This is a genomic window from Gammaproteobacteria bacterium (genome assembly GCA_033344735.1).
Lineage (GTDB): Bacteria > Pseudomonadota > Gammaproteobacteria > UBA4575 > UBA4575 > UBA1858.
This window is the reverse complement of the sequence record JAWPMW010000001.1, coordinates 2,022,412-2,042,810: the sequence shown is the minus strand read 5'-3', so window position 1 is coordinate 2,042,810 and position 20,399 is coordinate 2,022,412. Positions and strand designations below refer to the sequence as shown.

At 40.9% G+C, this 20,399-nt stretch carries 21 protein-coding genes; 14 read left to right on the top strand and 7 right to left on the bottom strand.

Annotation, left to right across the window (positions count from 1 at the left end; all coding sequences use genetic code 11):
- Positions 1–115: 115 nt before the first annotated feature.
- From groL to R8G33_10470, 3 genes are all read right to left on the bottom strand, one after another.
- On the bottom strand, positions 116–1,762 hold the full coding sequence (gene groL, locus R8G33_10480) for a chaperonin GroEL (GenBank protein ID MDW3096087.1): 1,647 nt from the start codon (positions 1,760–1,762) through the stop codon (positions 116–118).
- Between the two features lie 57 nt (positions 1,763–1,819).
- Positions 1,820–2,110 carry a co-chaperone GroES gene (groES, locus tag R8G33_10475; GenBank protein MDW3096086.1) on the bottom strand — a complete coding sequence of 97 codons (291 nt, stop codon included), beginning with the start codon at positions 2,108–2,110 and terminating at the stop codon, positions 1,820–1,822.
- Positions 2,111–2,244: 134 nt separating this feature from the next.
- On the bottom strand, positions 2,245–2,715 hold the full coding sequence (locus tag R8G33_10470) for an FxsA family protein (GenBank protein ID MDW3096085.1): 471 nt from the start codon (positions 2,713–2,715) through the stop codon (positions 2,245–2,247).
- Between the two features lie 91 nt (positions 2,716–2,806).
- On the opposite strand from R8G33_10470, the gene cutA reads away from it, so the two are divergent.
- From cutA to purD, 12 genes are all read left to right on the top strand, one after another.
- Positions 2,807–3,139, top strand: coding sequence for a divalent-cation tolerance protein CutA (gene cutA, locus R8G33_10465; protein ID MDW3096084.1), 333 nt, complete (start codon positions 2,807–2,809; stop codon positions 3,137–3,139).
- The gene (gene dsbD, locus R8G33_10460; GenBank protein ID MDW3096083.1) at positions 3,115–4,998 is read left to right on the top strand and encodes a protein-disulfide reductase DsbD; all 1,884 of its coding nucleotides are present in this window, start codon (positions 3,115–3,117) and stop codon (positions 4,996–4,998) included. The genes cutA and dsbD overlap by 25 nt, the downstream gene beginning before the upstream one ends.
- A gap of 199 nt (positions 4,999–5,197) precedes the next feature.
- Positions 5,198–5,638: a type II 3-dehydroquinate dehydratase gene (gene aroQ / locus R8G33_10455; GenBank protein ID MDW3096082.1), complete on the top strand. Its 441-nt coding sequence runs from the start codon at positions 5,198–5,200 to the stop codon at positions 5,636–5,638.
- Between the two features lie 13 nt (positions 5,639–5,651).
- Positions 5,652–6,098, top strand: a complete 447-nt coding sequence (accB, locus tag R8G33_10450; GenBank protein MDW3096081.1) for an acetyl-CoA carboxylase biotin carboxyl carrier protein — start codon at positions 5,652–5,654, stop codon at positions 6,096–6,098.
- 94 nt (positions 6,099–6,192) lie between these two features.
- A complete protein-coding gene (gene accC, locus R8G33_10445) occupies positions 6,193–7,539 on the top strand; it encodes an acetyl-CoA carboxylase biotin carboxylase subunit (protein MDW3096080.1) in 1,347 nt (448 codons plus the stop codon).
- Positions 7,540–7,551: 12 nt separating this feature from the next.
- Complete coding sequence (gene prmA, locus R8G33_10440) at positions 7,552–8,424, top strand: 50S ribosomal protein L11 methyltransferase (GenBank protein ID MDW3096079.1); 873 nt, start codon at positions 7,552–7,554, stop codon at positions 8,422–8,424.
- A 17-nt stretch (positions 8,425–8,441) separates the two neighbouring features.
- Positions 8,442–9,284, top strand: a complete 843-nt coding sequence (locus R8G33_10435) for a DUF3426 domain-containing protein (protein ID MDW3096078.1) — start codon at positions 8,442–8,444, stop codon at positions 9,282–9,284.
- A 26-nt stretch (positions 9,285–9,310) separates the two neighbouring features.
- Positions 9,311–10,297: a tRNA dihydrouridine synthase DusB gene (dusB, locus tag R8G33_10430; GenBank protein ID MDW3096077.1), complete on the top strand. Its 987-nt coding sequence runs from the start codon at positions 9,311–9,313 to the stop codon at positions 10,295–10,297.
- Positions 10,294–10,575 (top strand): DNA-binding transcriptional regulator Fis, encoded by a 282-nt coding sequence (gene fis, locus R8G33_10425; GenBank protein MDW3096076.1) that lies wholly within the window; start codon positions 10,294–10,296, stop codon positions 10,573–10,575. Before dusB ends, fis begins: the two co-directional genes overlap by 4 nt.
- Before the next feature lie 4 nt (positions 10,576–10,579).
- Positions 10,580–12,145 carry a bifunctional phosphoribosylaminoimidazolecarboxamide formyltransferase/IMP cyclohydrolase gene (gene purH, locus R8G33_10420; GenBank protein ID MDW3096075.1) on the top strand — a complete coding sequence of 522 codons (1,566 nt, stop codon included), beginning with the start codon at positions 10,580–10,582 and terminating at the stop codon, positions 12,143–12,145.
- A gap of 47 nt (positions 12,146–12,192) precedes the next feature.
- On the top strand, positions 12,193–13,083 hold the full coding sequence (locus tag R8G33_10415; GenBank protein ID MDW3096074.1) for an AEC family transporter: 891 nt from the start codon (positions 12,193–12,195) through the stop codon (positions 13,081–13,083).
- 13 nt (positions 13,084–13,096) lie between these two features.
- The gene (gene purD / locus R8G33_10410; GenBank protein ID MDW3096073.1) at positions 13,097–14,374 is read left to right on the top strand and encodes a phosphoribosylamine--glycine ligase; all 1,278 of its coding nucleotides are present in this window, start codon (positions 13,097–13,099) and stop codon (positions 14,372–14,374) included.
- A 70-nt stretch (positions 14,375–14,444) separates the two neighbouring features.
- Here the strand turns inward: purD and rho are convergent, their stop codons facing one another.
- Positions 14,445–15,701, bottom strand: coding sequence for a transcription termination factor Rho (rho, locus tag R8G33_10405; GenBank protein MDW3096072.1), 1,257 nt, complete (start codon positions 15,699–15,701; stop codon positions 14,445–14,447).
- A 281-nt stretch (positions 15,702–15,982) separates the two neighbouring features.
- Positions 15,983–16,309, bottom strand: coding sequence for a thioredoxin TrxA (gene trxA, locus R8G33_10400; GenBank protein MDW3096071.1), 327 nt, complete (start codon positions 16,307–16,309; stop codon positions 15,983–15,985).
- A gap of 164 nt (positions 16,310–16,473) precedes the next feature.
- Here trxA and R8G33_10395 point away from each other — a divergent pair, with 164 nt between their 5' ends.
- On the top strand, positions 16,474–17,376 hold the full coding sequence (locus R8G33_10395; GenBank protein ID MDW3096070.1) for a complex I NDUFA9 subunit family protein: 903 nt from the start codon (positions 16,474–16,476) through the stop codon (positions 17,374–17,376).
- On the opposite strand, the gene R8G33_10390 is transcribed toward R8G33_10395, so the two are convergent.
- On the bottom strand, positions 17,373–18,443 hold the full coding sequence (locus R8G33_10390) for an aminopeptidase (protein MDW3096069.1): 1,071 nt from the start codon (positions 18,441–18,443) through the stop codon (positions 17,373–17,375). The two genes, R8G33_10395 and R8G33_10390, sit on opposite strands and share 4 nt — an antisense overlap.
- Before the next feature lie 21 nt (positions 18,444–18,464).
- On the opposite strand from R8G33_10390, the gene R8G33_10385 reads away from it, so the two are divergent.
- Positions 18,465–19,607, top strand: a complete 1,143-nt coding sequence (locus R8G33_10385; protein ID MDW3096068.1) for a multifunctional CCA tRNA nucleotidyl transferase/2'3'-cyclic phosphodiesterase/2'nucleotidase/phosphatase — start codon at positions 18,465–18,467, stop codon at positions 19,605–19,607.
- On the opposite strand, the gene R8G33_10380 is transcribed toward R8G33_10385, so the two are convergent.
- The gene (locus R8G33_10380; GenBank protein MDW3096067.1) at positions 19,600–20,391 is read right to left on the bottom strand and encodes an undecaprenyl-diphosphate phosphatase; all 792 of its coding nucleotides are present in this window, start codon (positions 20,389–20,391) and stop codon (positions 19,600–19,602) included. The genes R8G33_10385 and R8G33_10380 overlap by 8 nt on opposite strands.
- Between the last annotated feature and the right edge of the window lie 8 nt (positions 20,392–20,399).

Below are 20,399 nucleotides of genomic sequence, written 5' to 3'. Positions count from 1 at the left end.
CAATTCTATGTTCATTTTTGTTACATGTACAAACACGGATAGGAGGAAAATATTTAAGACATAAAAAAGCCCCGCGTTGCGAGGCTTTTAATTTAAAGCTAGGAAGCTTGATGATTTACATCATGCCGCCCATTCCACCCATGCCACCCATATCAGGTGCATGCGCATGGCCGCCAGCCTCTTCCTGAGGAATTTCAGCAACCATCGCTTGAGTAGTAATCATTAATCCAGCGATTGAACCAGCGTTCTGTAATGCAGAACGGGTTACTTTAGTTGGATCAAGAATACCCATATCAATCATGTCGCCGTATTCTCCTGATGCTGCATTGTAACCGAAGTTACCATCGCCTTCGTCAACCTTGGCCAGAACAACTGAAGCTTCGTCACCTGCGTTAGTTGTAATTTGACGTAGTGGCTCTTCCATTGCACGACGCGCAATGTTGATGCCTGCAGTCTGATCATCATTATCACCAGCCAAATCTGCTAATGCTTTGCGTGCACGAATAAGTGCAACACCGCCACCAGGCACAACACCTTCTTCTACTGCTGCACGAGTTGCGTGTAATGCATCTTCTACACGTGCTTTCTTTTCTTTCATTTCAACTTCTGTAGCTGCGCCCACTTTGATCACTGCAACACCCCCAGCTAATTTAGCCATGCGCTCTTGAAGTTTTTCTCTATCATAATCAGATGCAGATTCTTCAATTTGTGTTCGAAGATGATCAACACGCGCTTTAATTGCGTCTGCTTGACCAGCACCATCAACAATAGTGGTGTTCTCTTTAGAGATCTGAATACGCTTAGCTGTACCTAAGTCTTCTAATGTTGCTTTTTCTAGAGATAAACCAACTTCTTCAGCAATCACTGTACCGCCAGTAAGAATCGCTATGTCTTCTAACATTGCTTTACGACGATCACCAAAACCTGGTGCTTTAACAGCAGCAACTTTAACAATACCGCGGATAGTGTTAACTACTAATGTTGCTAGTGCTTCACCTTCAACATCTTCTGCAATAATCATTAAAGGACGGCCCGCTTTTGCAACACCCTCCAATAAAGGAAGAAGATCACGGATGTTTGATACTTTCTTATCATGTAACAAGATAAACGGGTCATCCATATCACATGTCATGTTGTCTTGGTTATTCACAAAGTAAGGCGAAAGATACCCACGGTCAAACTGCATACCTTCAACAACGTCTAACTCGTTTTCTAGTGCATTACCTTCTTCAACTGTTATTACACCTTCCTTTCCTACTTTGTCCATAGACTCAGCAATGATGTCACCGATTGAAGTATCAGAGTTAGCTGAAATACTACCAACCTGTGCAATTGACTTGTTATCTGAACAGGGTACCGATGCTGTCTTTAATGCATCAACTGCAGTAGTTACTGCTTTATCAATACCTCGCTTAAGATCCATAGGGTTCATTCCGGCAGCAACGGCTTTCATGCCTTCACGCACAATTGATTGCGCAAGTACTGTTGCTGTAGTTGTTCCGTCACCCGCCACATCAGATGTTTGTGAGGCAACCTCTTTCACCATCTGTGCACCCATATTTTCAAGCTTGTCTTCTAGCTCAATTTCTTTTGCAACTGATACACCATCTTTAGTCACCGTGGGTGCGCCAAATGATTTATCTAAAACAACGTTGCGGCCTTTTGGTCCTAGTGTTGCTTTAACTGCGTTAGCTAAGATGTTCACACCATTGACCATACGGGTTCTGGCTTCATCTCCAAAAATGACTTCTTTTGCACTCATAACTTTTACCTTCGCTTAAAATTTATTTAATTCTTGTAGTGTTGACTAGCCATGTTACTAGCCTTCAATGACAGCCATAATGTCGTCTTCACGCATCACTAGTAAGTCTTCGCCGTCTACCTTAACTTCAGTTCCAGAATATTTTCCGAACAAAACGGTATCGCCCTTTTTAACGTCAAGTGCTTGCACTTTGCCGCTATCGTTCGCTTTGCCATTTCCCACAGCAACTATTTCACCTTTAATAGGCTTTTCTGTTGCAGAATCAGGAATGACAATGCCACCAGGACTGGTGCGTTCTTCTTCCATTCGTTTAACTACTACACGGTCGTGTAAAGGACGTAAATTCATGCCGACTTTCTCCTGACAATTAATTAACTTAAAATTCTTTTTAAATTCATAGGGTTACTATTTTGTTAGCACTCTATTTGAATGAGTGCTAATAATACGGTTCAGCTTGCCATTGTCAAGTCACAAATGACTAGTTATTTCTGCTTCCAAGAATTTTCATCGCTTTTACTAATTTCGCCTTCGATAACATCAGTGTCACGTGGCTTTGATGACTGGCGACTTTCATAAAAAGCAGCACTAGAAGTGACTGTCATGTTCTTGATTAACCAAGAAATAATAGTCCTACGAGTGAATGGGATAAGGCATAGAAAGCCAATAGCATCAGTCAAAAATCCTGGGGTTAGAAGCAATGCTCCACCAAAAATTAATGCTACTCCCTCTAACATAGTTGTAGCAGGCAGTTGACCAGTGGACACTTCTTGCTGGAATTTAGCCATGGTGCTGAAACCCTGTGCACGTAGCAAAGAAACTCCAAGCAATGCGGTCACGATTACCAATATTACCGTTGGTAGCGCGCCAATAATGCCGCCTAACTGTATAAATAGGTAGATTTCAATCAGTGGAACACCGATAAAAAATGCCGCAATGACCGGAAAGCCTCGCATTAAAATGTGCTAGTTTTTATAACCATTACCTTTATATTGTGACGTCTTGCCAACTTTACAATGCCAGTTTAAACATTTATTGAAAAAATACATGCCTACAATAAATAATCAAGAAATGCTGTTAGTTATGACCACAATCACTGACATCGATAAGGCAAAATTGCTCGCCCGTCAGGTAGTCGAAGAACAACTAGCTGCTTGTTGCAACATAGTATCTGGTGTGACATCAATTTATCGCTGGAAAGATGAACTGTGTGAAGACCAAGAGTGTCTATTAGTAATGAAAACAATAAAAACCCGGTATATACAGTTAAGTGAGTTTATCCTTCAACAGCATCCTTACGAAACCCCGGAATTAATCGCTTTACCTATCAAAGAAAGCACACAAGAGTATTTATCATGGGTCACCAAGCAAACCAGTTAATTCACCAATCTATTTGGATAAGCTTTCTAGTAGCATTGTTACTGGTTTGCACAACAAGCCTGTCATTTGCCGCGGGCAGCCCGTTTGGCGGTAGTAGCGAAGATGAAGAATTCCTCACCGTCGATGAAGCATTCCAGCTGACCGCAACGAGTAATTCAACCAATGAAATAAAATTATTCTGGAATATTGCTGAAGGCTATTACCTATATAGAAAGCGCATTAGTGTCAGCAGTGATGATGCCAAACTCGCAATTGGCGAATTAGACTTACCTACTGGAAAAAACTACCACGACGAATTTTTTGGTGACGTTGCAATATACGAGAACAGTTTAGATGTTGCTGTGCCCATATCAGCTAGCACTAATTCTGTTGAGCTAATTGTTGGATACCAGGGCTGCGCTCATGCTGGCTTATGTTACCCGCCTGTTAAAAAGACTGTTACCGTCTCACTACCTGGAAATTCTAATGGCTCCAACACAAGTATCGCCAAACCTGTTAGTGCGGTAAATTCTAGCATCAACCAAAACACAGCACCTGCAAATGAAGAAGATAGCATCTTGGCTGATCTTAAAGATGCTAACCCTTTGATAGCAATTTTACTTAGTTTAGGTTTCGGTATTTTGGTGGCATTCACCGCTTGCATGTACCCAATGATTCCAATCTTAAGTTCATTGATCATGGGGCAAGGCGAAAAAATAACTACCTTCCGAGCATTTAGCTTATCTCTTAGCTACACTCAAGGCATTGCCATTACCTTTGGTATTCTTGGCGCAATTATGGCTCTGGTTGGTGAAGCGTTAGGTATTCAAGGCAGTTTACAAACACCTTGGATATTAATTCCATCAGCACTTTTATTTATTGGCTTAGCATTATCTATGTTTGGCTTTTATGAAATCCAAGTACCTAGTGCACTGCAAAGCAAGTTAAACGAAAAAAGTAATCAGCAAAAAGGCGGCTCATTATTCGGTGTTGGTTTAATGGGCGTGCTATCTGCATTAATTGTCGGCCCTTGTGGTGGTCCTGTACTATTGGCGGTACTCGCGTTTGCTGCGCAATCACAAAATCCTTTGGCTGGATTCTTATACTTATGGGTATTTGGTACCGGCATGGGTTTGCCCCTACTCATCATGGGTTCAGGCGGTGGAGCATTGTTACCCAAAGCGGGCACTTGGATGGATAAAGTTAAAGCCACCGGTGGCGTAATTATGATTGCATTGGCCATTAGCTTCTTAGAACGACTTAGCCCAACCTACATATCTCCTTCAATCATTATGCTGATGTGGGGAGCTCTATTAATCATAGTTGCCGTTTACTTAGGTGCTTTAAAGTCACTATCTGACGATTGCAACGGTTGGAGCAAATTATGGAAAGGCCTCGGATTAATCTTATTAATCTATGGAGCTATGTTCTTAATAGGCCTTGCCGGTGGTGGCAAAGACACCTTGAAGCCACTTACAGGCATTATCTCAATAGGGCAACAAGCTGCAAACCAGCAACACATTGCACATAAACGTATCAAAACAATAGAAGATTTAAATCAAGAATTAGCTTCGGCTAAGGCAGCAGGGAAGCCTGTAATGCTAGATTTTTATGCCGACTGGTGCGCCTACTGCAAGGTTATGGAAAAGAGAGTATTTCCCGACCCAGCTGTAGTCGCCGCCTTAGAAAATGTCGTTTTTTTGCAAGCTGACATTACTGTTCAGGATGAAGCTGATAAAAAACTGGCACGCTATTTAGATATGTCAGCACCACCTGTCTTGTATTTTTGGGATGCTCAAGGAAATGACTTAAGAAGCAGTCGATTAACAGGTAGCGTCACCGCGGAACAGCTAGCCAAGCATTTGAACACTATCTTTTAAGCGATCTATTTATAGCTAGGTACACGCTGTTTCCCTGCTCATAGCCAACACCCCTGCCACTCAAAACCTAATCTTGCTGCAAACCTCTTGAATTTTGCTGCTAAATTCGTCTATCTTGCCACCATTAGACAGTCCGCACTTTTTGCGGCACAATACTTCAAGATCAAATATATAACTCAACAACGAATTCACTCTGCTGATGAGCAAAATCCTTCTTCTTAATGGTCCTAATTTAAACCTTCTCGGTTCTAGAGAACCCGAAGTCTATGGTTATGACACCTTAGAACAAGTAGTGGATGATGCATCTCTACATGCAAAATCGCTAGGTCATGAATTAGTGCATATGCAATCAAATGCGGAGCACGAGATTATTAATAAGCTACATGCCGCCAAACTAGAAAATATTGAATTCATTGTTATCAATCCAGGTGCGTTTACTCATACCAGCATTGCCCTACGAGACGCATTTTTGGGAGTCGGAATTCCATTCATAGAGATACATATTTCAAATGTATTTGCTCGTGAAGAGTTTCGACAAATTTCTTATTTATCTGATGTTGCCCTTGGAATTATTTCTGGCATGGGTATTTACGGGTACCAGCTTGCCATCAGTGCCGCACACAACCAGTTAACCAAATAAAAGAATTAAGCGCATGGATATACGAAAAGTAAAAAAACTAATTGAGTTGCTAGAAGAATCTGGCATTGCAGAAATAGAAATCAAAGAAGGCGAAGAGTCAGTACGCATCAGTCGTGACAACCCTAACGGACCAGTTATGCCAATGCAATATGCAGCCACGCCTGCTCCTGCACCTATGCCAGCTGCTCCAGCAGAAAGCACTAGTGCAGAGCCTGCTATTGTTAGCGGTCATCAAGTCACATCGCCTATGGTGGGCACCTTTTACGAAGCGTCCTCACCAGGTGCGACTCCTTTTACCGAAGTTGGCAAACAAGTTAAAGAAGGCGACGTGCTTTGTATTATTGAAGCGATGAAAATGCTTAACCAAATTGAGAGTGACAAGTCTGGTACTGTAAAAGCCGTATTAGCCGAAAACGGTCAGCCAGTTGAATTTGGGCAACCACTTTTTGTGATTGAATAAATCAGTTGCCTTTCTTGTCCGCAACCCGTTTTTCATTGAATAACTAGTTGTTTTGTTAAAAGCAAAACATCACCTAATTAAGAATTATTGAATCATGTTAGAAAAAGTTGTTATAGCTAACCGTGGCGAAATTGCTCTACGCATATTGCGCGCATGCCGTGAGCTTGGCATCAAAACAGTTGCCGTGCATTCCACTGTGGACCGTGATTTAAAACACGTAAAACTTGCTGATGAATCTGTCTGCATAGGCCCTGCACCCTCAACAGAAAGTTACTTAAATATTCCGGCCATTATTAGCGCGGCAGAACTAACTGACGCTTCTGCCATTCACCCAGGCTACGGCTTTTTGTCAGAAAATGATGATTTTGCAGAGCGTGTGGAATCCAGTGGTTTTGTGTTTATAGGTCCAACTGCTGAAACCATTCGCCGCATGGGTGATAAAATTTCTGCCAAGAATGCAATGCAAGAAGCTGGTGTGCCGTGTGTGCCTGGCTCTCTAGAGCCTCTAACAGATGATTTCACTAGCAATTCTAGATTAGCAAATGAAATTGGTTATCCCGTTATTGTCAAAGCTGCTGGTGGAGGCGGTGGTCGTGGCATGCGGGTTGTGCGTGGTGATGACGAGTTAGCAGATTCAGTTTCATTAACTAGAGCTGAAGCAACGGCCGCATTTAACAATGGCACTTTGTATATGGAAAAGTTTTTAGAAACGCCACGCCACATAGAAATACAGGTTCTTTCAGACACGCATGGTAATGCTATTTATTTGGCCGAACGTGACTGCTCAATGCAACGCCGACATCAAAAAGTCATTGAAGAAGCCCCTGCACCTGGCTTAACTGATGAAGAACGCAATTTTATTGGAACACGTTGCACTGACGCATGTAAGTTAATTGGCTATCGAGGTGCCGGTACATTTGAATTTTTATATGAAAACGGCGAATTCTATTTCATTGAAATGAATACGCGAGTTCAAGTTGAGCATCCAGTAACTGAATACATTACTGGTATTGATATTGTTAAACAGCAGCTGCTAATCGCTTCTGGAGAAGCGTTAGCAATAACTCAAGACGATGTGAAGATTACTGGTCACGCAATGGAATGTCGCTTAAATGCAGAAGACTCAGATACTTTCATCCCTAGCCCTGGGGAAATCACCCGCTACCATAGCGCGGGAGGTTTTGGTGTTCGCGTTGATTCACATATTTATAGCGGCTACTCAGTACCACCTAATTACGATTCTATGATCGGGAAATTAATTACCCATGGTGAAGATCGTGCTACCGCCATTAAGCGTATGCAGGGCGCTTTACAAGAAATGATTATTGATGGAATAAAAACTAATATTCCACTACAACTTAGACTCATGGCTGATCCTGAGTTTGGCAAGGGGCAAGTCGACATACACTATTTGGAACGACTACTCGAAAGCCGAAATTAGATCCAATTACGCATGCTTCAATTACGCGTACAAATTAATGCTCATGCCTCTGAGCAAATTGAAACGTTACTATTTGCCTGTGGTGCTGTTAGCGTTTCTTATGAAGATGCTGCAGATGAACCTATTCTAGAGCCTAGTGTTGGCGACCATCCTCTTTGGTCTCACCTTTTCTTACAAGCGCACTTTACTTCTGAGCAAGCGATACAACTTGCAACTAAGGCGCTAGAAAACGATCCCTCAGTACGCCAGCAAATATTTTTCGCCCAAATTGAAGACCATGATTGGCAAGCTAAGTTTCAGCAGCAATTTAGTGCCATGCAATTTGGACCATTATGGATTTATCCATCTTGGGAAGATAATCCTGCGCCTGATGGTATTAGCTTACAATTAGACCCCGGACTTGCCTTTGGCACCGGGCGTCATGCGACAACAAGTTTATGTTTAAGTTGGTTAAGTAATGTGGAGTTAGCAGATATGGCTGTGATTGATTTCGGTTGTGGCAGTGGGATTCTTGCCTTAGCTGCTTCACGTTTAGGCGCATCACATGTGCATGCAGTTGATATTGATCCACAGGCTGTCAAAGCCACGCAAGACAATATTAAACGTAATCAACTCGATGAAGGTGAATTTACCCTCGGCACTATAGATTGTTTGGCTGGTGTTACTTGTGACATTATAATTGCAAACATCCTAGCTGCACCATTAATAGAACTGCGTGAAGTTTTTTTTCAACACCTAAAAGCGGATGGTATTTTAGTTATATCTGGTATTTTGCATACTCAAACTGATTTAATTTGCCAGCATTACTCCCAATTCTTTAGATGCAATCAGGTTTATCAGCAACAAGAATGGGCCTGTATTTCCTTTACACGATTATCACTATGAACTGGTAAACTGCCTCTATGTTTACTCGTTGTCCCAGCTGTCGTGCCGCATTTAGTATTTCTGACCAGCAATTAGAAATTGCTGCGGGGATGGTGCGCTGCGGTATGTGCGAACATGTTTTTGACGCACGCCTATATTTGTTTGATCAACCAAACGACAATATGTATGAAACAGTTGATGTTGAGTTAGGTGAAGATGAAGCCTCGGCAATTGACCTAGAATTCCTAGATAGAGAACTTCATGGGACTCACCCGCATTTACCAGAGACTGCAAAAGTCCCTTTGCCACCACTATTTGATACCACCAAACAAACAACGCCAGAAAAAGTGTACCCAGAAACAACTGTTCCAAAAATAATCGCTGACGATATTACTAATCTGGAAAATGAAGAAGCCAACATCCCTACAATAAAGTTATTAACATCAATCAGCATCTTTTTGTTGTTGGCGACTCTGGCTATTCAAATTATTGCAACGTCCAAACTTTCTCTAATACCCCAGCAATATCAGCAACAACTATGTCAATGGATTACCTGTACTATTGAAATACCTCGCAATCTCTACAAGATAGAAGTACTAAATCGAAGCATTTATACTCACCCTTCTGAACAACAAGCACTGATGGTAACCGTCACTATTATAAATAGAGCTGAATTTGCCCAGCCTTATCCATTGATTCAATTGAGATTTTTAAATATAGCAGGTGAAGTGATTGCCGCCAGACAGTTTGCTGCAAATCATTACCTGAAAGACAAATGGACACCAAGCCAACTGATGGAAAAAAATATCCCTCTTTCAATAAAATTAGAAGTCCACGATGTTGGAGAAGAAGTTGTGAGTTATGACTTTGATTTTTTGTAAGTTAACACAGTTTATAATTTTCAATCATGCAAATCGGACCCTACACAATTTCTAATAATTTATTGTTAGCGCCAATGGCAGGCGTAACCGATGTGGTATTCCGCAAGTTATGCCGTCAACAAGGTGCAGCCTATTCAGTGACTGAAATGATTAGCGCCGATAGCAAGCTCTGGAATACCTCTAAGTCGAAGTTAAGACGTGTGCATATGAAAGAACCCTCTCCACGCGCTGTACAGATCGTAGGTTCAGACCCATATCAGCTTGCCCAAGCAGCTGTATTCAACGTGGAGCATGGCGCTGACATTATTGACATTAATATGGGCTGCCCTGCTAAGAAAGTATGTAAAGTACATGCTGGCTCAGCATTACTTGCTGACGAAAATTTAGTGAAAAGAATTCTTACCGAGGTAGTCAACGCCGTTGATGTGCCTGTTACTCTGAAGATTCGCACCGGGACGGATGTGAATAACCGTAATGGTGTCCAAATAGCTAGGATAGCTGAAGATTGCGGAATACAAATGTTGACAATTCACGGTCGGACTCGTGCTTGTCGCTTCTTAGGACAAGCAGAATACAAAACAATTTGCAACATAAAAAAATCGATTAATATCCCTGTGATTGCTAACGGAGACATAAATTCTGCAGAAAAAGCAAAAAAGGTCTTGGCAATTACTAACGCAGATGCGATTATGATCGGACGCGCGGCACAGGGTCAGCCGTGGCTTTTTCGCCAAATTGACCACTACCTAAAATTCAATGAAAAACTAGAAAATCCGCCCCAAGCGGAGATGCGTACTATTGTATTGAATCACTTAGAAGAATTGTATTCCTTGTATGGAAAACAACAAGGAGTGCGAATTGCGCGTAAACATATTGGCTGGTACTTAGATAAAATGCTTGGCTCAAAACAGTTCAAACAGAAAGTGTTCTCTGTAGCCGAGGCGGATGTTCAGTTCAATATGGTACGCAGTTATTTGCAAGACGCAGAATTAAAAATGGAGAACGTTGCATGAATAACCCAGTTACAAACCTTAATGTTTCAGAGTTACACCCAGTAACTCCAACACAAACACTTAGAGAATCTGTTGCAGATTCATTGCGTAGTTATTTCAGTAAGTTAGATGGGCATGCGCCTGATGACTTATATCGCATGGTGATAGAAGAAGTAGAAAAGCCTTTATTAGAATCAGTGATGAATTATTGTGGTGGCAATCAAACTAAGGCAGCTAAATGTCTTGGACTTAACCGCGGAACACTACGCAAGAAGCTTAAGCACTACGACGTCCGCTAATCATATGCCGTCAGACACTAGCCGGCGTGTTCAACGTGCTCTAATAAGCGTTTCTGATAAGTCTGGTCTAGAACAGTTTGCCTCTGAGTTGCACCAAGCAGGCATACACATCCTTTCCACTGGTGGTACCGCTGCACAACTAAGTGCAGCCGGTATCCCTGTGACTGATGTCAGCGAGCACACACAGTTTCCTGAAATCATGGGCGGGCGGGTCAAGACCCTTCACCCAAAAGTGCATGGCGGGATTCTTGGGCGTGCAGATGTCGATGATGCTGTTATGCAAGAACATGGCATTGATGCGATCGACTTAGTGGTCGTGAATCTCTATCCTTTTGCTCAAACTATTGCCAAACCAGATTGCACCTTAGATCTCGCTATCGAAAATATTGATATAGGTGGTCCAGCAATGCTGCGCGCTGCTGCAAAAAATCATGCCCGTGTTGGAGTCGTCGTAGATCCTTCAGACTACTCTCGGTTACTAACTGACCTTAGAGCTAATGACGGATGTCTTACGCATGAAACACGTTTCAATCTTGCTCGAAAAGCATTTAGCCACACCGCTGAATATGATGGCATGATTGCCAATTATCTTGGTCAACAAAATGAAAACTTGTTTCCTGAGACTTTGCACTTAACGTTTAATAAAAAACAAGCTATGCGCTACGGTGAAAATCCTCATCAGAGTGCAAGTTTCTATGCAGAACCAAATCCAAGAGAAGGTTCTGTCGCTGCTGCTAAATTTATTCAAGGAAAAGAATTATCATTTAACAATATTGCTGATACCGATGCCGCGTTGCAATGTGTAAAGCAATTTACTGCTCCTGCATGCGTGATTGTAAAGCATGCAAACCCCTGCGGTGTTGCAGTTGCAGAATCTATTACTGATGCTTATCAGAAAGCCTATCAAACAGATCCAACATCAGCCTTTGGGGGTATTATTGCTTTCAATCGTGCATTAGATGCAAACACCGCTAAACAGATCCTTGATCAGCAATTTGTAGAAGTCATCATCGCACCTGGGATTGAATCAGATGTCATTGACATTCTCAGCACTAAACCAAATACACGTGTGCTTGATTGCTCAAATACAAATTCAGTCAACAGCGGGTTTGATTTACGCAAAGTCAGCGGTGGGATGTTGGTACAAGACCAAGACAATGCAATTGTTCAGGCAGCCGACTTGAAGGTTGTCACTAAACGTCAACCTAGCGAACAAGAAATTTGTGACTTATTGTTTGCCTGGAAAATTGTTAAGTATGTAAAATCAAATGCGATTGTTTATGTGCGTGATGAAAGATCCATTGGAATTGGTGCAGGACAAATGAGTCGTGTCTATTCAGCTAAAATCGCAGGCATTAAAGCTAGTGATGAAAATTTAGTTGTTGAGGGCTCTGTCATGGCTTCAGATGCTTTCTTCCCTTTCAGAGATGGTTTAGATGCCGCCAACCAAGCCGGTATCACGGCTGTTATTCAACCTGGCGGTTCGCGTAATGATGCAGAAATTATTGCCGCAGCAGATGAACATGGTATGGCAATGGCATTTACCGGCATTCGCCACTTCCGGCATTAAAAGGCTTTTTCTAAGCACGCTTCCCCAATAATTTTGTAGCAAATCACATGTCCATCGCAATTCAAATTGGGCAGATTATGTTTCCACTGATTGCTATTGTCAGCATTGGGGTATACGTAGGATTTCGCAGGCAACCTGAGCTAGACTCCATTAATGAAATAAATCTTCACGTATTCATACCTGCATTAGTGTTTTCATCGCTCCTTCAGCAGCAATTTCAAATCAAAGAATTTGCCATCCTTGGTCTAAGCGGTTTTGTTTTAGTACTGCTCACAGCAGCCATAGCACTACCTTTAGCCAACACATTTAAAATTCAATACCGCACACTCGCCCCGCCAATGATGTTTCATAATGCTGGCAATATAGGTTTACCCTTAATGAGCCTGGCATTAGGCCCCGAAGGTTTAGCTGCCGGTCTAATTTTATTTTTAATCGGTAATATCACACATTTTGGCATTGGTTCTTACATGCTTGACCAAAATGCAAAGTGGCTTCGCAGTCTCAGTTCTCCTGCAATTCTTGCCGCAGCACTTGCACTAATTTTACAAGCTCAAAATGTACAAGTTGCAAGTTTTATTATTCTACCTATTCACATGTTAGGCAGTATCGCAGTCCCATTAATGTTGTTCTCTCTTGGCGTACAACTGACTAAAGCTAATTTGGATTTTTGGAAACTTGGTGTAATTGTAGGTGTACTCACCCCTGCAGTTGGAGTTGCCTTAGCGTTATTAATATCAATGCTAGCACCTTTAGAGAAAACACAACTTGGTGCGCTGATTTTATTTGGCGCCTTACCACCCGCAGTAATGAACTTTTTATTCGCAAAACGCTATCAGCAAGAACCAACAAAAGTTTCTGCTATAGTATTAGTGGGCAATGTGTTAGCAATTATCACTTTGCCTTTAGCATTATTATTCGTATTACCACGTTTTAGTTAGGCAAGAGAATTATATGAAGAATATTTTAGTCGTTGGCAGTGGCGGAAGAGAACATGCACTTGCTTGGAAGTTTGCTCAATCACCAAATACTCATAAAGTCTATGTCGCACCTGGAAATGCTGGCACTGCTTTAGAAGATGGAATTGAAAATATAAATATTTCTAGTGACGATATTAATTCACTACTTACATTTGCTAAAGATAGCAATATTGATTTGACTGTGGTTGGGCCAGAAGCACCTCTGGTTGCCGGAATTGTCGATCAATTTAAATCAGCTGGCTTAACTATCTTTGGACCAAAACAGTTCAACGCCCAACTAGAGGGCTCAAAAAGCTTTGCTAAACAGTTTATGCATCACTGCAATATCCCTACAGCGAACTATAAAGAATTTACCGATGTGTCCCAAGCTATAACTTACTTATCAAATCAATCCTTTCCGATTGTTATTAAAGCAGATGGTCTGGCCGCAGGAAAAGGTGTTGTCATAGCTCAAGATAATAATGAAGCAGTTACCACAGTAGAATCAATGTTGACAGGTAACGCACATGGAGAAGCTGGTAAAAAAATTGTCATAGAAGAATTCATTGAAGGCGAGGAAGTTAGCTTTATTTGCCTTGTAGACCATGACACTGTGATTCCGCTTGCCAGCTCTCAAGACCATAAAGCACGTGACAATGGTGACCTAGGCCCAAATACTGGTGGAATGGGCGCATACTCTCCAGCACCATTAGTAACTGAGGAACTCCATAGCAAAATTATTTCTGACGTTATTCGCCCAACAGTTCAAGGCTTTATTGATGAAGGTCATCCGTATCAAGGATTCTTATATGCCGGCTTAATGATAACTGCGCAAGGCGAACCCAAAGTTCTTGAGTTTAATTGCCGGTTTGGTGACCCAGAGACACAACCAATTTTGATGCGCTTACAAAGCGATTTATTTGAACTATGCTGGGATGCTGCACGCAATCAATTAAAGGAAACTAATTTAAGGTGGAATCCTCAAACAGCCCTTGGCGTGGTAATGGCCGCCGGCGGCTATCCCTTTAGTTACGAGAAAGGTGAATCAATCAGTGGCATTGAAAATGTGAATACACAACACACAAAAGTTTTTCATGCTGGAACCACATTAAAAGGCAGCAGCATTACAACTTCGGGCGGACGTGTATTATGCGTTACTTCTTTAGGTGATGATATTAAATCTGCACAACAGAATGCTTATCAAGACGTAAAGTCCATTAACTGGAAAGATGTCTACTATCGAGACGATATAGGTTTTAAAGCGATTAAATAGCGTTAATTATAGGTTTACAATTAGCGCTGAAATTTAAATTTCTACTTATCTTTATTAATTGATTTTCAAACTAGCGTTTCATTGCATCAAAGAACTCAATATTATTCTTACTTGACTGCATTCGCCCAAGCATGAATTCCATTGCTTCTATCTCATCCATTGAATGTAAGAACTTGCGCAAGATCCACATCTTTTGAAGTACCTCAGGCTCAATCAATAATTCTTCACGACGTGTACCCGAGCGATTGATATTCAGTGAAGGGTAAATACGTTTTTCTGCTACACGACGATCTAAATGGATTTCCATATTGCCGGTGCCCTTAAATTCTTCGTAAATAACCTCATCCATCTTAGAACCAGTATCAATTAACGCTGTTGCCAAGATGGTTAAGCTACCACCTTCCTCAATATTTCGTGCTGCACCAAAGAATCGTTTAGGTCTATTCAAGGCATTTGCTTCAACACCGCCCGATAAAACTTTTCCAGAAGATGGTGCAACAGTGTTGTATGCGCGGGCAAGTCTCGTAATTGAATCCAATAAAATCACTACATCACGTTTATGTTCTACAAGGCGTTTAGCTTTCTCGATGACCATCTCAGCTACTTGTACATGACGGCTAGCCGGTTCATCAAAGGTACTAGATACTACCTCACCTTGAACCATGCGTTGCATTTCAGTAACTTCTTCAGGACGCTCATCAATCAACAATACAATTAAGTAACACTCGGGATGATTAGCCGTAATACTCTGAGCAATATTCTGCAGCATGATAGTTTTACCAGCCTTAGGTGGTGAAACCACTAAGCCACGCTGGCCTTTACCAATTGGCGAACAAACATCAATTATTCTCGCCGTAATATCCTCAGTACTACCGTTACCTCTTTCTAAGTTAAGAAGTTCATCTGGATGTAATGGTGTTAGATTTTCAAATAAAACTTTGGTTTTAGCGTTTTCAGGTGTATCAAAATTGATCTTGTCGACCTTAAGCATGGCGAAATAACGCTCACTGTCCTTAGGTGGCCGAATTTTTCCAGCAACAGTATCGCCGGTACGCAAACCAAATCGCCTAATTTGGCTAGGTGAGACATAAATATCATCCGGCCCTGCTAGATATGAACAATCTGCAGATCGTAAAAAGCCAAATCCATCTTGTAAAATTTCCAATACTCCATCACCAAAAATATCTTCACCACTTTTTGCATGTGCTTTTAAGATTGTGAAAATAATGTCTTGCTTGCGCATGCGGGCAATATTGTCGATGCCCATTGTTCCTGCTAGCTCGACGAGCTCTGCGGCGGATTTAACTTTAAGTTCGGTGAGGTTCATATATTAGATTTTTGGTTTAAGTGAAATATTAGTTGGGGGTATTAAAAAAGAACTTTTTGATTGAACTCAAACTAACGATTACGTCATTTGAGATTTAGATATTTGTTTACTTGCCGAACGTAGCCGGTTCTTTAGTAATAGAAATGCTATTATTTTGTTATGTAAAAATTAGGAATCGGTCTTGGCAAGGCGCTACCAGGTAGCGTAATAGCCCCAAGTTAGCACTAATTTTTAAGGGCGTCTAGTAAAACTACTACAAATATCGCCCTTCAGTCCGCGTTTTAAATACTCTGATCTATAAACGCAGTCAACTGTGATTTTGATAGTGCACCCACCTTAGTTGACTGCACATCACCACCCTTAAATATCATCAGTGTTGGTATTCCACGAATACCAAATTTTGGTGGTGTCGCTGGGTTATCATCGATATTCAGCTTAGTAATTTTGAGTTTACCTTCGTAATCTGCCGCTATTTCATTAAGTATTGGCGCTATCATTTTGCACGGTCCACACCACTCTGCCCAATAATCGACAAGCACCGGTACATCGCTCTGTAATACTTCTTGTTCAAATGATGAATCTGTGATGTGCGTGATATTGTCACTCACTTATGGACGCTCCCTAACTTAAGATGTTGGATTTATACGGACTCTGATGAGATTTAATTGTATATTTAACGCATATTTACAATGAAAACAAGCCTAGTCTTAACCTGTACAGTCAGCAGTTATTCACAGACGAGACATCAAATACCAAGTTATACTCTCACATTATGGCAATTAAAGGTTTAATCGGCATCATCGGCGGAAGCGGGTTTGTGGGCAGCGAAATTTGCGCCCAATTAATCGCCTCAGGATACTCAGTAAAAGTGCTTACACGCAATATAGATATGTGTCGGCATCTCAAGGTATTACCATCACTTTCCATAATTCAAATTAATGACTATCAAGTTAACACACTGGCAGCGCACCTAAAAGGTTGCGAAGCACTCATTAATTTGGTCGGGATTCTTAATGAAAAAGGTAATGATGGCAAAGAGTTCCATCAAGTCCATGTGGGTATCACGCGTCTAGCATTGAATGCATGCGAACAGGCCAATATACCTCGATTGCTACAAATGAGTGCATTAAATGCAGATGCAGATGCTCCTAGCCATTATTTGCGCAGTAAAGGCAAGGCTGAAAACTACCTTAAAACCTTCGCAGGTGAAGAGGTGATCTATACCATTTTTAAGCCCTCAGTTATTTTTGGCGAAGGTGACAATTTTTTAAACCGATTTGCCAATTTACTTAAAATTGTCCCAGGGATATTTCCACTCGCCTGTGCAAATGCTCGTTTTGCCCCTGTTTACGTAGGTGACGTGGCTAAGCAAATGATTAAGTCCATAAATGACAAAAAAACCTACAATCAATCCTTCGAATTATGCGGGCCAAATATTTATAGCCTTAAAGAACTAGTGCAATATACCGCCAATATTTGCGGATATAAACGTACTGTTCTTGGTCTACCAAAATTCTTATCGAAATTTCAAGCAACCGTATTTGAGTATGTACCAGGCAAGCCTTTCTCAAAAGATAACTTTAATTCTTTAAAGCTAGATAGCGTTTGCAATCAATGCGCCTCATGTACCACTCCTTTGCAGGCTATTGCTCCTACTTATCTGAGCAAAAACTAAATTTCCGAATGACACTTCGCTTTGTGTAAGAATTCAATTCGCTGCATATCACTTAAGGCTTGAGTGCTTTGAACTGCTACATAAAAATCAGCAAAGTTTCTATTGCAACGTTCAAAAAGAGATATAAATGCAGGCACCAAAGATTGATATGTCGAAAATGAATTTAATTTTGCATTATTCATATTATCCATAAGCCACTGCTGATATTTTTGCTGATGCTTCCATTTCTTAGTTTTGCTAACAATCATTTTCTTATACTCAGCAAAAGCAGATTGTTTAAGGTGTACCTTTTCTTTCTCATCAGTCAATGACGACTCATAGATGTCACTAAGCTGCAACTTCAACTGTTCAACGATCTCATAAATTTCTTGTTTGTTTTGTTGAATTTGTTGGTATTGTTTTAATTGCACTGTTTTATTTTCTGACTGTAACCATGTCTCTACGCCCAAGCGACCGACAGTAGTGGCAAAGGCCTCGTTAAAGCTAGTATGATTTTTTATATACAGTTGCTGATGTGCTAACTCATGAAAAATATACTCGGCAGTTGCAACTTCTCCTCTATTCAGCATGCTGCTTAATACTGGATCGCTAAACCACCCCAATGTTGAATAGGCAGGCACAGGTGCAATATAAACATCTAGAGATTTTTTTCGAAGTTGTTCTGCAAATTGTTTGGCTTTGCGTTCATCAAAATAACCCCGATAAGGCACACAACCAACAATCCAAAAACACCATGACTCTGCTTGCAATGAAAGTTGTGGTGCTGCAAATACTACCCAAGTTACATAATCACGTTTAAGATTGACATAAGTGGTATAACTTTCATTGTCAGGGAGATGTAATTGGCGAATAGCAAATTCGCGTACAGCTAAGATAGTTTTAAATTGTTCAGCCTGTGTTTGATCCAGAGAATCGTCTTCTAACAAACGGGCTATTGGTTGCCTATCGCTCATAAGCTTCATATGACCATGGCTTGTATGAGCAAGATAACCGAGTGTTGAGCAAGCAGTTAATTGCAACAGGCTACCTAAGACTATAATTCGAGTTAGAATACTTTTATGGCACACAATGTAGTTGGCAGATAAATAATGCAAAAATATTTGGTTGGAGGCGCAGTACGCGACCGCTTGTTGAGTCTACCAGTACATGAACGAGACTGGGTAGTGGTAGGTTCGACACCTGAAGAGATGATCGGTCTGGGTTTCCGCCAGGTTGGCAAAGATTTCCCTGTATTTTTGCACCCTGAATCTTCAGAAGAATATGCATTAGCACGCACTGAACGGAAATCTGGAACAGGGCATAAAGGCTTTAAAGTATTTAGTTCCCCTGATATTCCATTAGAAAAAGATTTACTACGACGCGATCTAACCATAAATGCCATTGCAGAAGACGAGTATGGCAATCTAATTGACCCTTATGGAGGACAAGAAGATATTAAAAATCGTATTTTGCGTCACGTCTCTCCTGCTTTTATAGAAGATCCATTACGTGTACTTAGAGTAGCCCGGTTTGCTGCTCGATTCTGGCAGCTCGGGTTTACCATTGATGCCAAGACATTAGATTTAATGTCAGCGATTAGTCATAGCAATGAATTACAACAGCTCTCTAAAGAACGCATATGGCAGGAAACTAAACGTGCTTTAGAAACCATTCATCCGGAAATATATTTTCTCATTCTATTTCAGATAGGCGCATTAGAAAAAATTGCAGCTCCTCTCGCAGTTGCTTTGCAAACCCGCGATGCATTACTAACTTTACCAAAATTACGTGATATTAGTGATTATGAATTTAAGTATGTAGGATTAATCATGTTGGCAAGCAAGCATGACGAAGAGTTTAGTGTGCAAACAATTAATAACATACATAACAATTTTGCCTGTCCGATTTCATTACAAGAATTTTCTAATTTAACAACTTACTACTTCAACGATTGCCGCAATGCATTATCAAAAAATAGTGGAAGTATTTACGGGCTTTTACAAAGCTTGGATGCTTTTCGTCGACAACAACGTTGTATTCATATCCTTCAGTGCATGCAAGCCATGTTGGGTTTATTTGATTACCCATCTGCGCCAGATTTAGATTTTTTATCTAATATTGTTCCAATATTAAATGCTGTTAAGCTACAACCAAAGCAGCAAGAACAATTAGATGGAAAAGCATTCGGGAATGCTTTGGTGGAATCGCGCAAACAAGTTATCGAAGATGCAATTAATGCATTAGCTATATGAATGCGAACAATAATATGCCCAGTATAATTCGATAAATCACAAAAGGCATCATGCCTATAATATTCACCAGCCTAACAAATGCTTCTATGCATATATAAGCAACAATGCCCGATATCAAGAACACCCAAAATGTTGCAGTTAGATCAACCTCTACTGTGGAAGACATTAGTTTCATAGATTTATATGAAATTGCAGCTAATATTGTAGGAATCGAGAGTAGAAAAGAAAATCGTGCTGCAGCCACCTTAGACAGGCCCATAATTAACCCCGCTGTCATGGTAACCCCTGATCGAGAAGTGCCCGGTATCAAAGCAAATACTTGAGCACAGCCTATAAATATAATGCCCTTCCAGCAAAGCTTATATTCATCGTGCAATTCTTTACCGATTCTATCCGCATATGCCAACGCGAGTGCAAAGAGTATTGTAGTAATAGCAATAACGTATGCACTACGTAGATATTGCTCAATAAAATCAGCCAACAACAAACCTGCAACAACAATAGGAATAGTGGCAATTATTATTGCTGAAATTAGCCTCAATGTTTCTTGGTTCTCTGCAGCTCTGGGTTTCAATATGGCGCGAACCATTGCTTGCAACTCTTTGCGAAAATAAAACATTACTGCAACCAGGCTACCTGCGTGTGCAGCAACATCCATCAATAGGCCTTGATCTTTCCATCCCATCACAATTGATATTAGCACCAAATGCGCTGAGCTAGAGACTGGCAAAAACTCAGTTAGCCCCTGGATAAATCCTAATGCAATTATTTGTATTAAATCCATTTTATAAA

What these genes read in the sequence shown, in the direction of transcription:
- R8G33_10435 (MDW3096078.1), top strand. Translation starts at nt 8,442, where the DNA reads ATGTTTACTCGTTGTCCCAGCTGTCGTGCCGCATTTAGTATTTCTGAC.
- purH (MDW3096075.1), top strand. Translation starts at nt 10,580, where the DNA reads ATGCCGTCAGACACTAGCCGGCGTGTTCAACGTGCTCTAATAAGCGTT.
- aroQ (MDW3096082.1), top strand. Translation starts at nt 5,198, where the DNA reads ATGAGCAAAATCCTTCTTCTTAATGGTCCTAATTTAAACCTTCTCGGT.
- groL (MDW3096087.1), bottom strand. Translation starts at nt 1,762, where the DNA reads ATGAGTGCAAAAGAAGTCATTTTTGGAGATGAAGCCAGAACCCGTATG.
- R8G33_10395 (MDW3096070.1), top strand. Translation starts at nt 16,474, where the DNA reads ATGGCAATTAAAGGTTTAATCGGCATCATCGGCGGAAGCGGGTTTGTG.
- purD (MDW3096073.1), top strand. Translation starts at nt 13,097, where the DNA reads ATGAAGAATATTTTAGTCGTTGGCAGTGGCGGAAGAGAACATGCACTT.
- dsbD (MDW3096083.1), top strand. Translation starts at nt 3,115, where the DNA reads ATGGGTCACCAAGCAAACCAGTTAATTCACCAATCTATTTGGATAAGC.
- prmA (MDW3096079.1), top strand. Translation starts at nt 7,552, where the DNA reads ATGCTTCAATTACGCGTACAAATTAATGCTCATGCCTCTGAGCAAATT.
- rho (MDW3096072.1), bottom strand. Translation starts at nt 15,701, where the DNA reads ATGAACCTCACCGAACTTAAAGTTAAATCCGCCGCAGAGCTCGTCGAG.
- accB (MDW3096081.1), top strand. Translation starts at nt 5,652, where the DNA reads ATGGATATACGAAAAGTAAAAAAACTAATTGAGTTGCTAGAAGAATCT.
- R8G33_10415 (MDW3096074.1), top strand. Translation starts at nt 12,193, where the DNA reads ATGTCCATCGCAATTCAAATTGGGCAGATTATGTTTCCACTGATTGCT.
- fis (MDW3096076.1), top strand. Translation starts at nt 10,294, where the DNA reads ATGAATAACCCAGTTACAAACCTTAATGTTTCAGAGTTACACCCAGTA.
- dusB (MDW3096077.1), top strand. Translation starts at nt 9,311, where the DNA reads ATGCAAATCGGACCCTACACAATTTCTAATAATTTATTGTTAGCGCCA.
- R8G33_10470 (MDW3096085.1), bottom strand. Translation starts at nt 2,715, where the DNA reads ATGCGAGGCTTTCCGGTCATTGCGGCATTTTTTATCGGTGTTCCACTG.
- R8G33_10385 (MDW3096068.1), top strand. Translation starts at nt 18,465, where the DNA reads ATGCAAAAATATTTGGTTGGAGGCGCAGTACGCGACCGCTTGTTGAGT.
- groES (MDW3096086.1), bottom strand. Translation starts at nt 2,110, where the DNA reads ATGAATTTACGTCCTTTACACGACCGTGTAGTAGTTAAACGAATGGAA.
- R8G33_10380 (MDW3096067.1), bottom strand. Translation starts at nt 20,391, where the DNA reads ATGGATTTAATACAAATAATTGCATTAGGATTTATCCAGGGGCTAACT.
- cutA (MDW3096084.1), top strand. Translation starts at nt 2,807, where the DNA reads ATGCCTACAATAAATAATCAAGAAATGCTGTTAGTTATGACCACAATC.
- accC (MDW3096080.1), top strand. Translation starts at nt 6,193, where the DNA reads ATGTTAGAAAAAGTTGTTATAGCTAACCGTGGCGAAATTGCTCTACGC.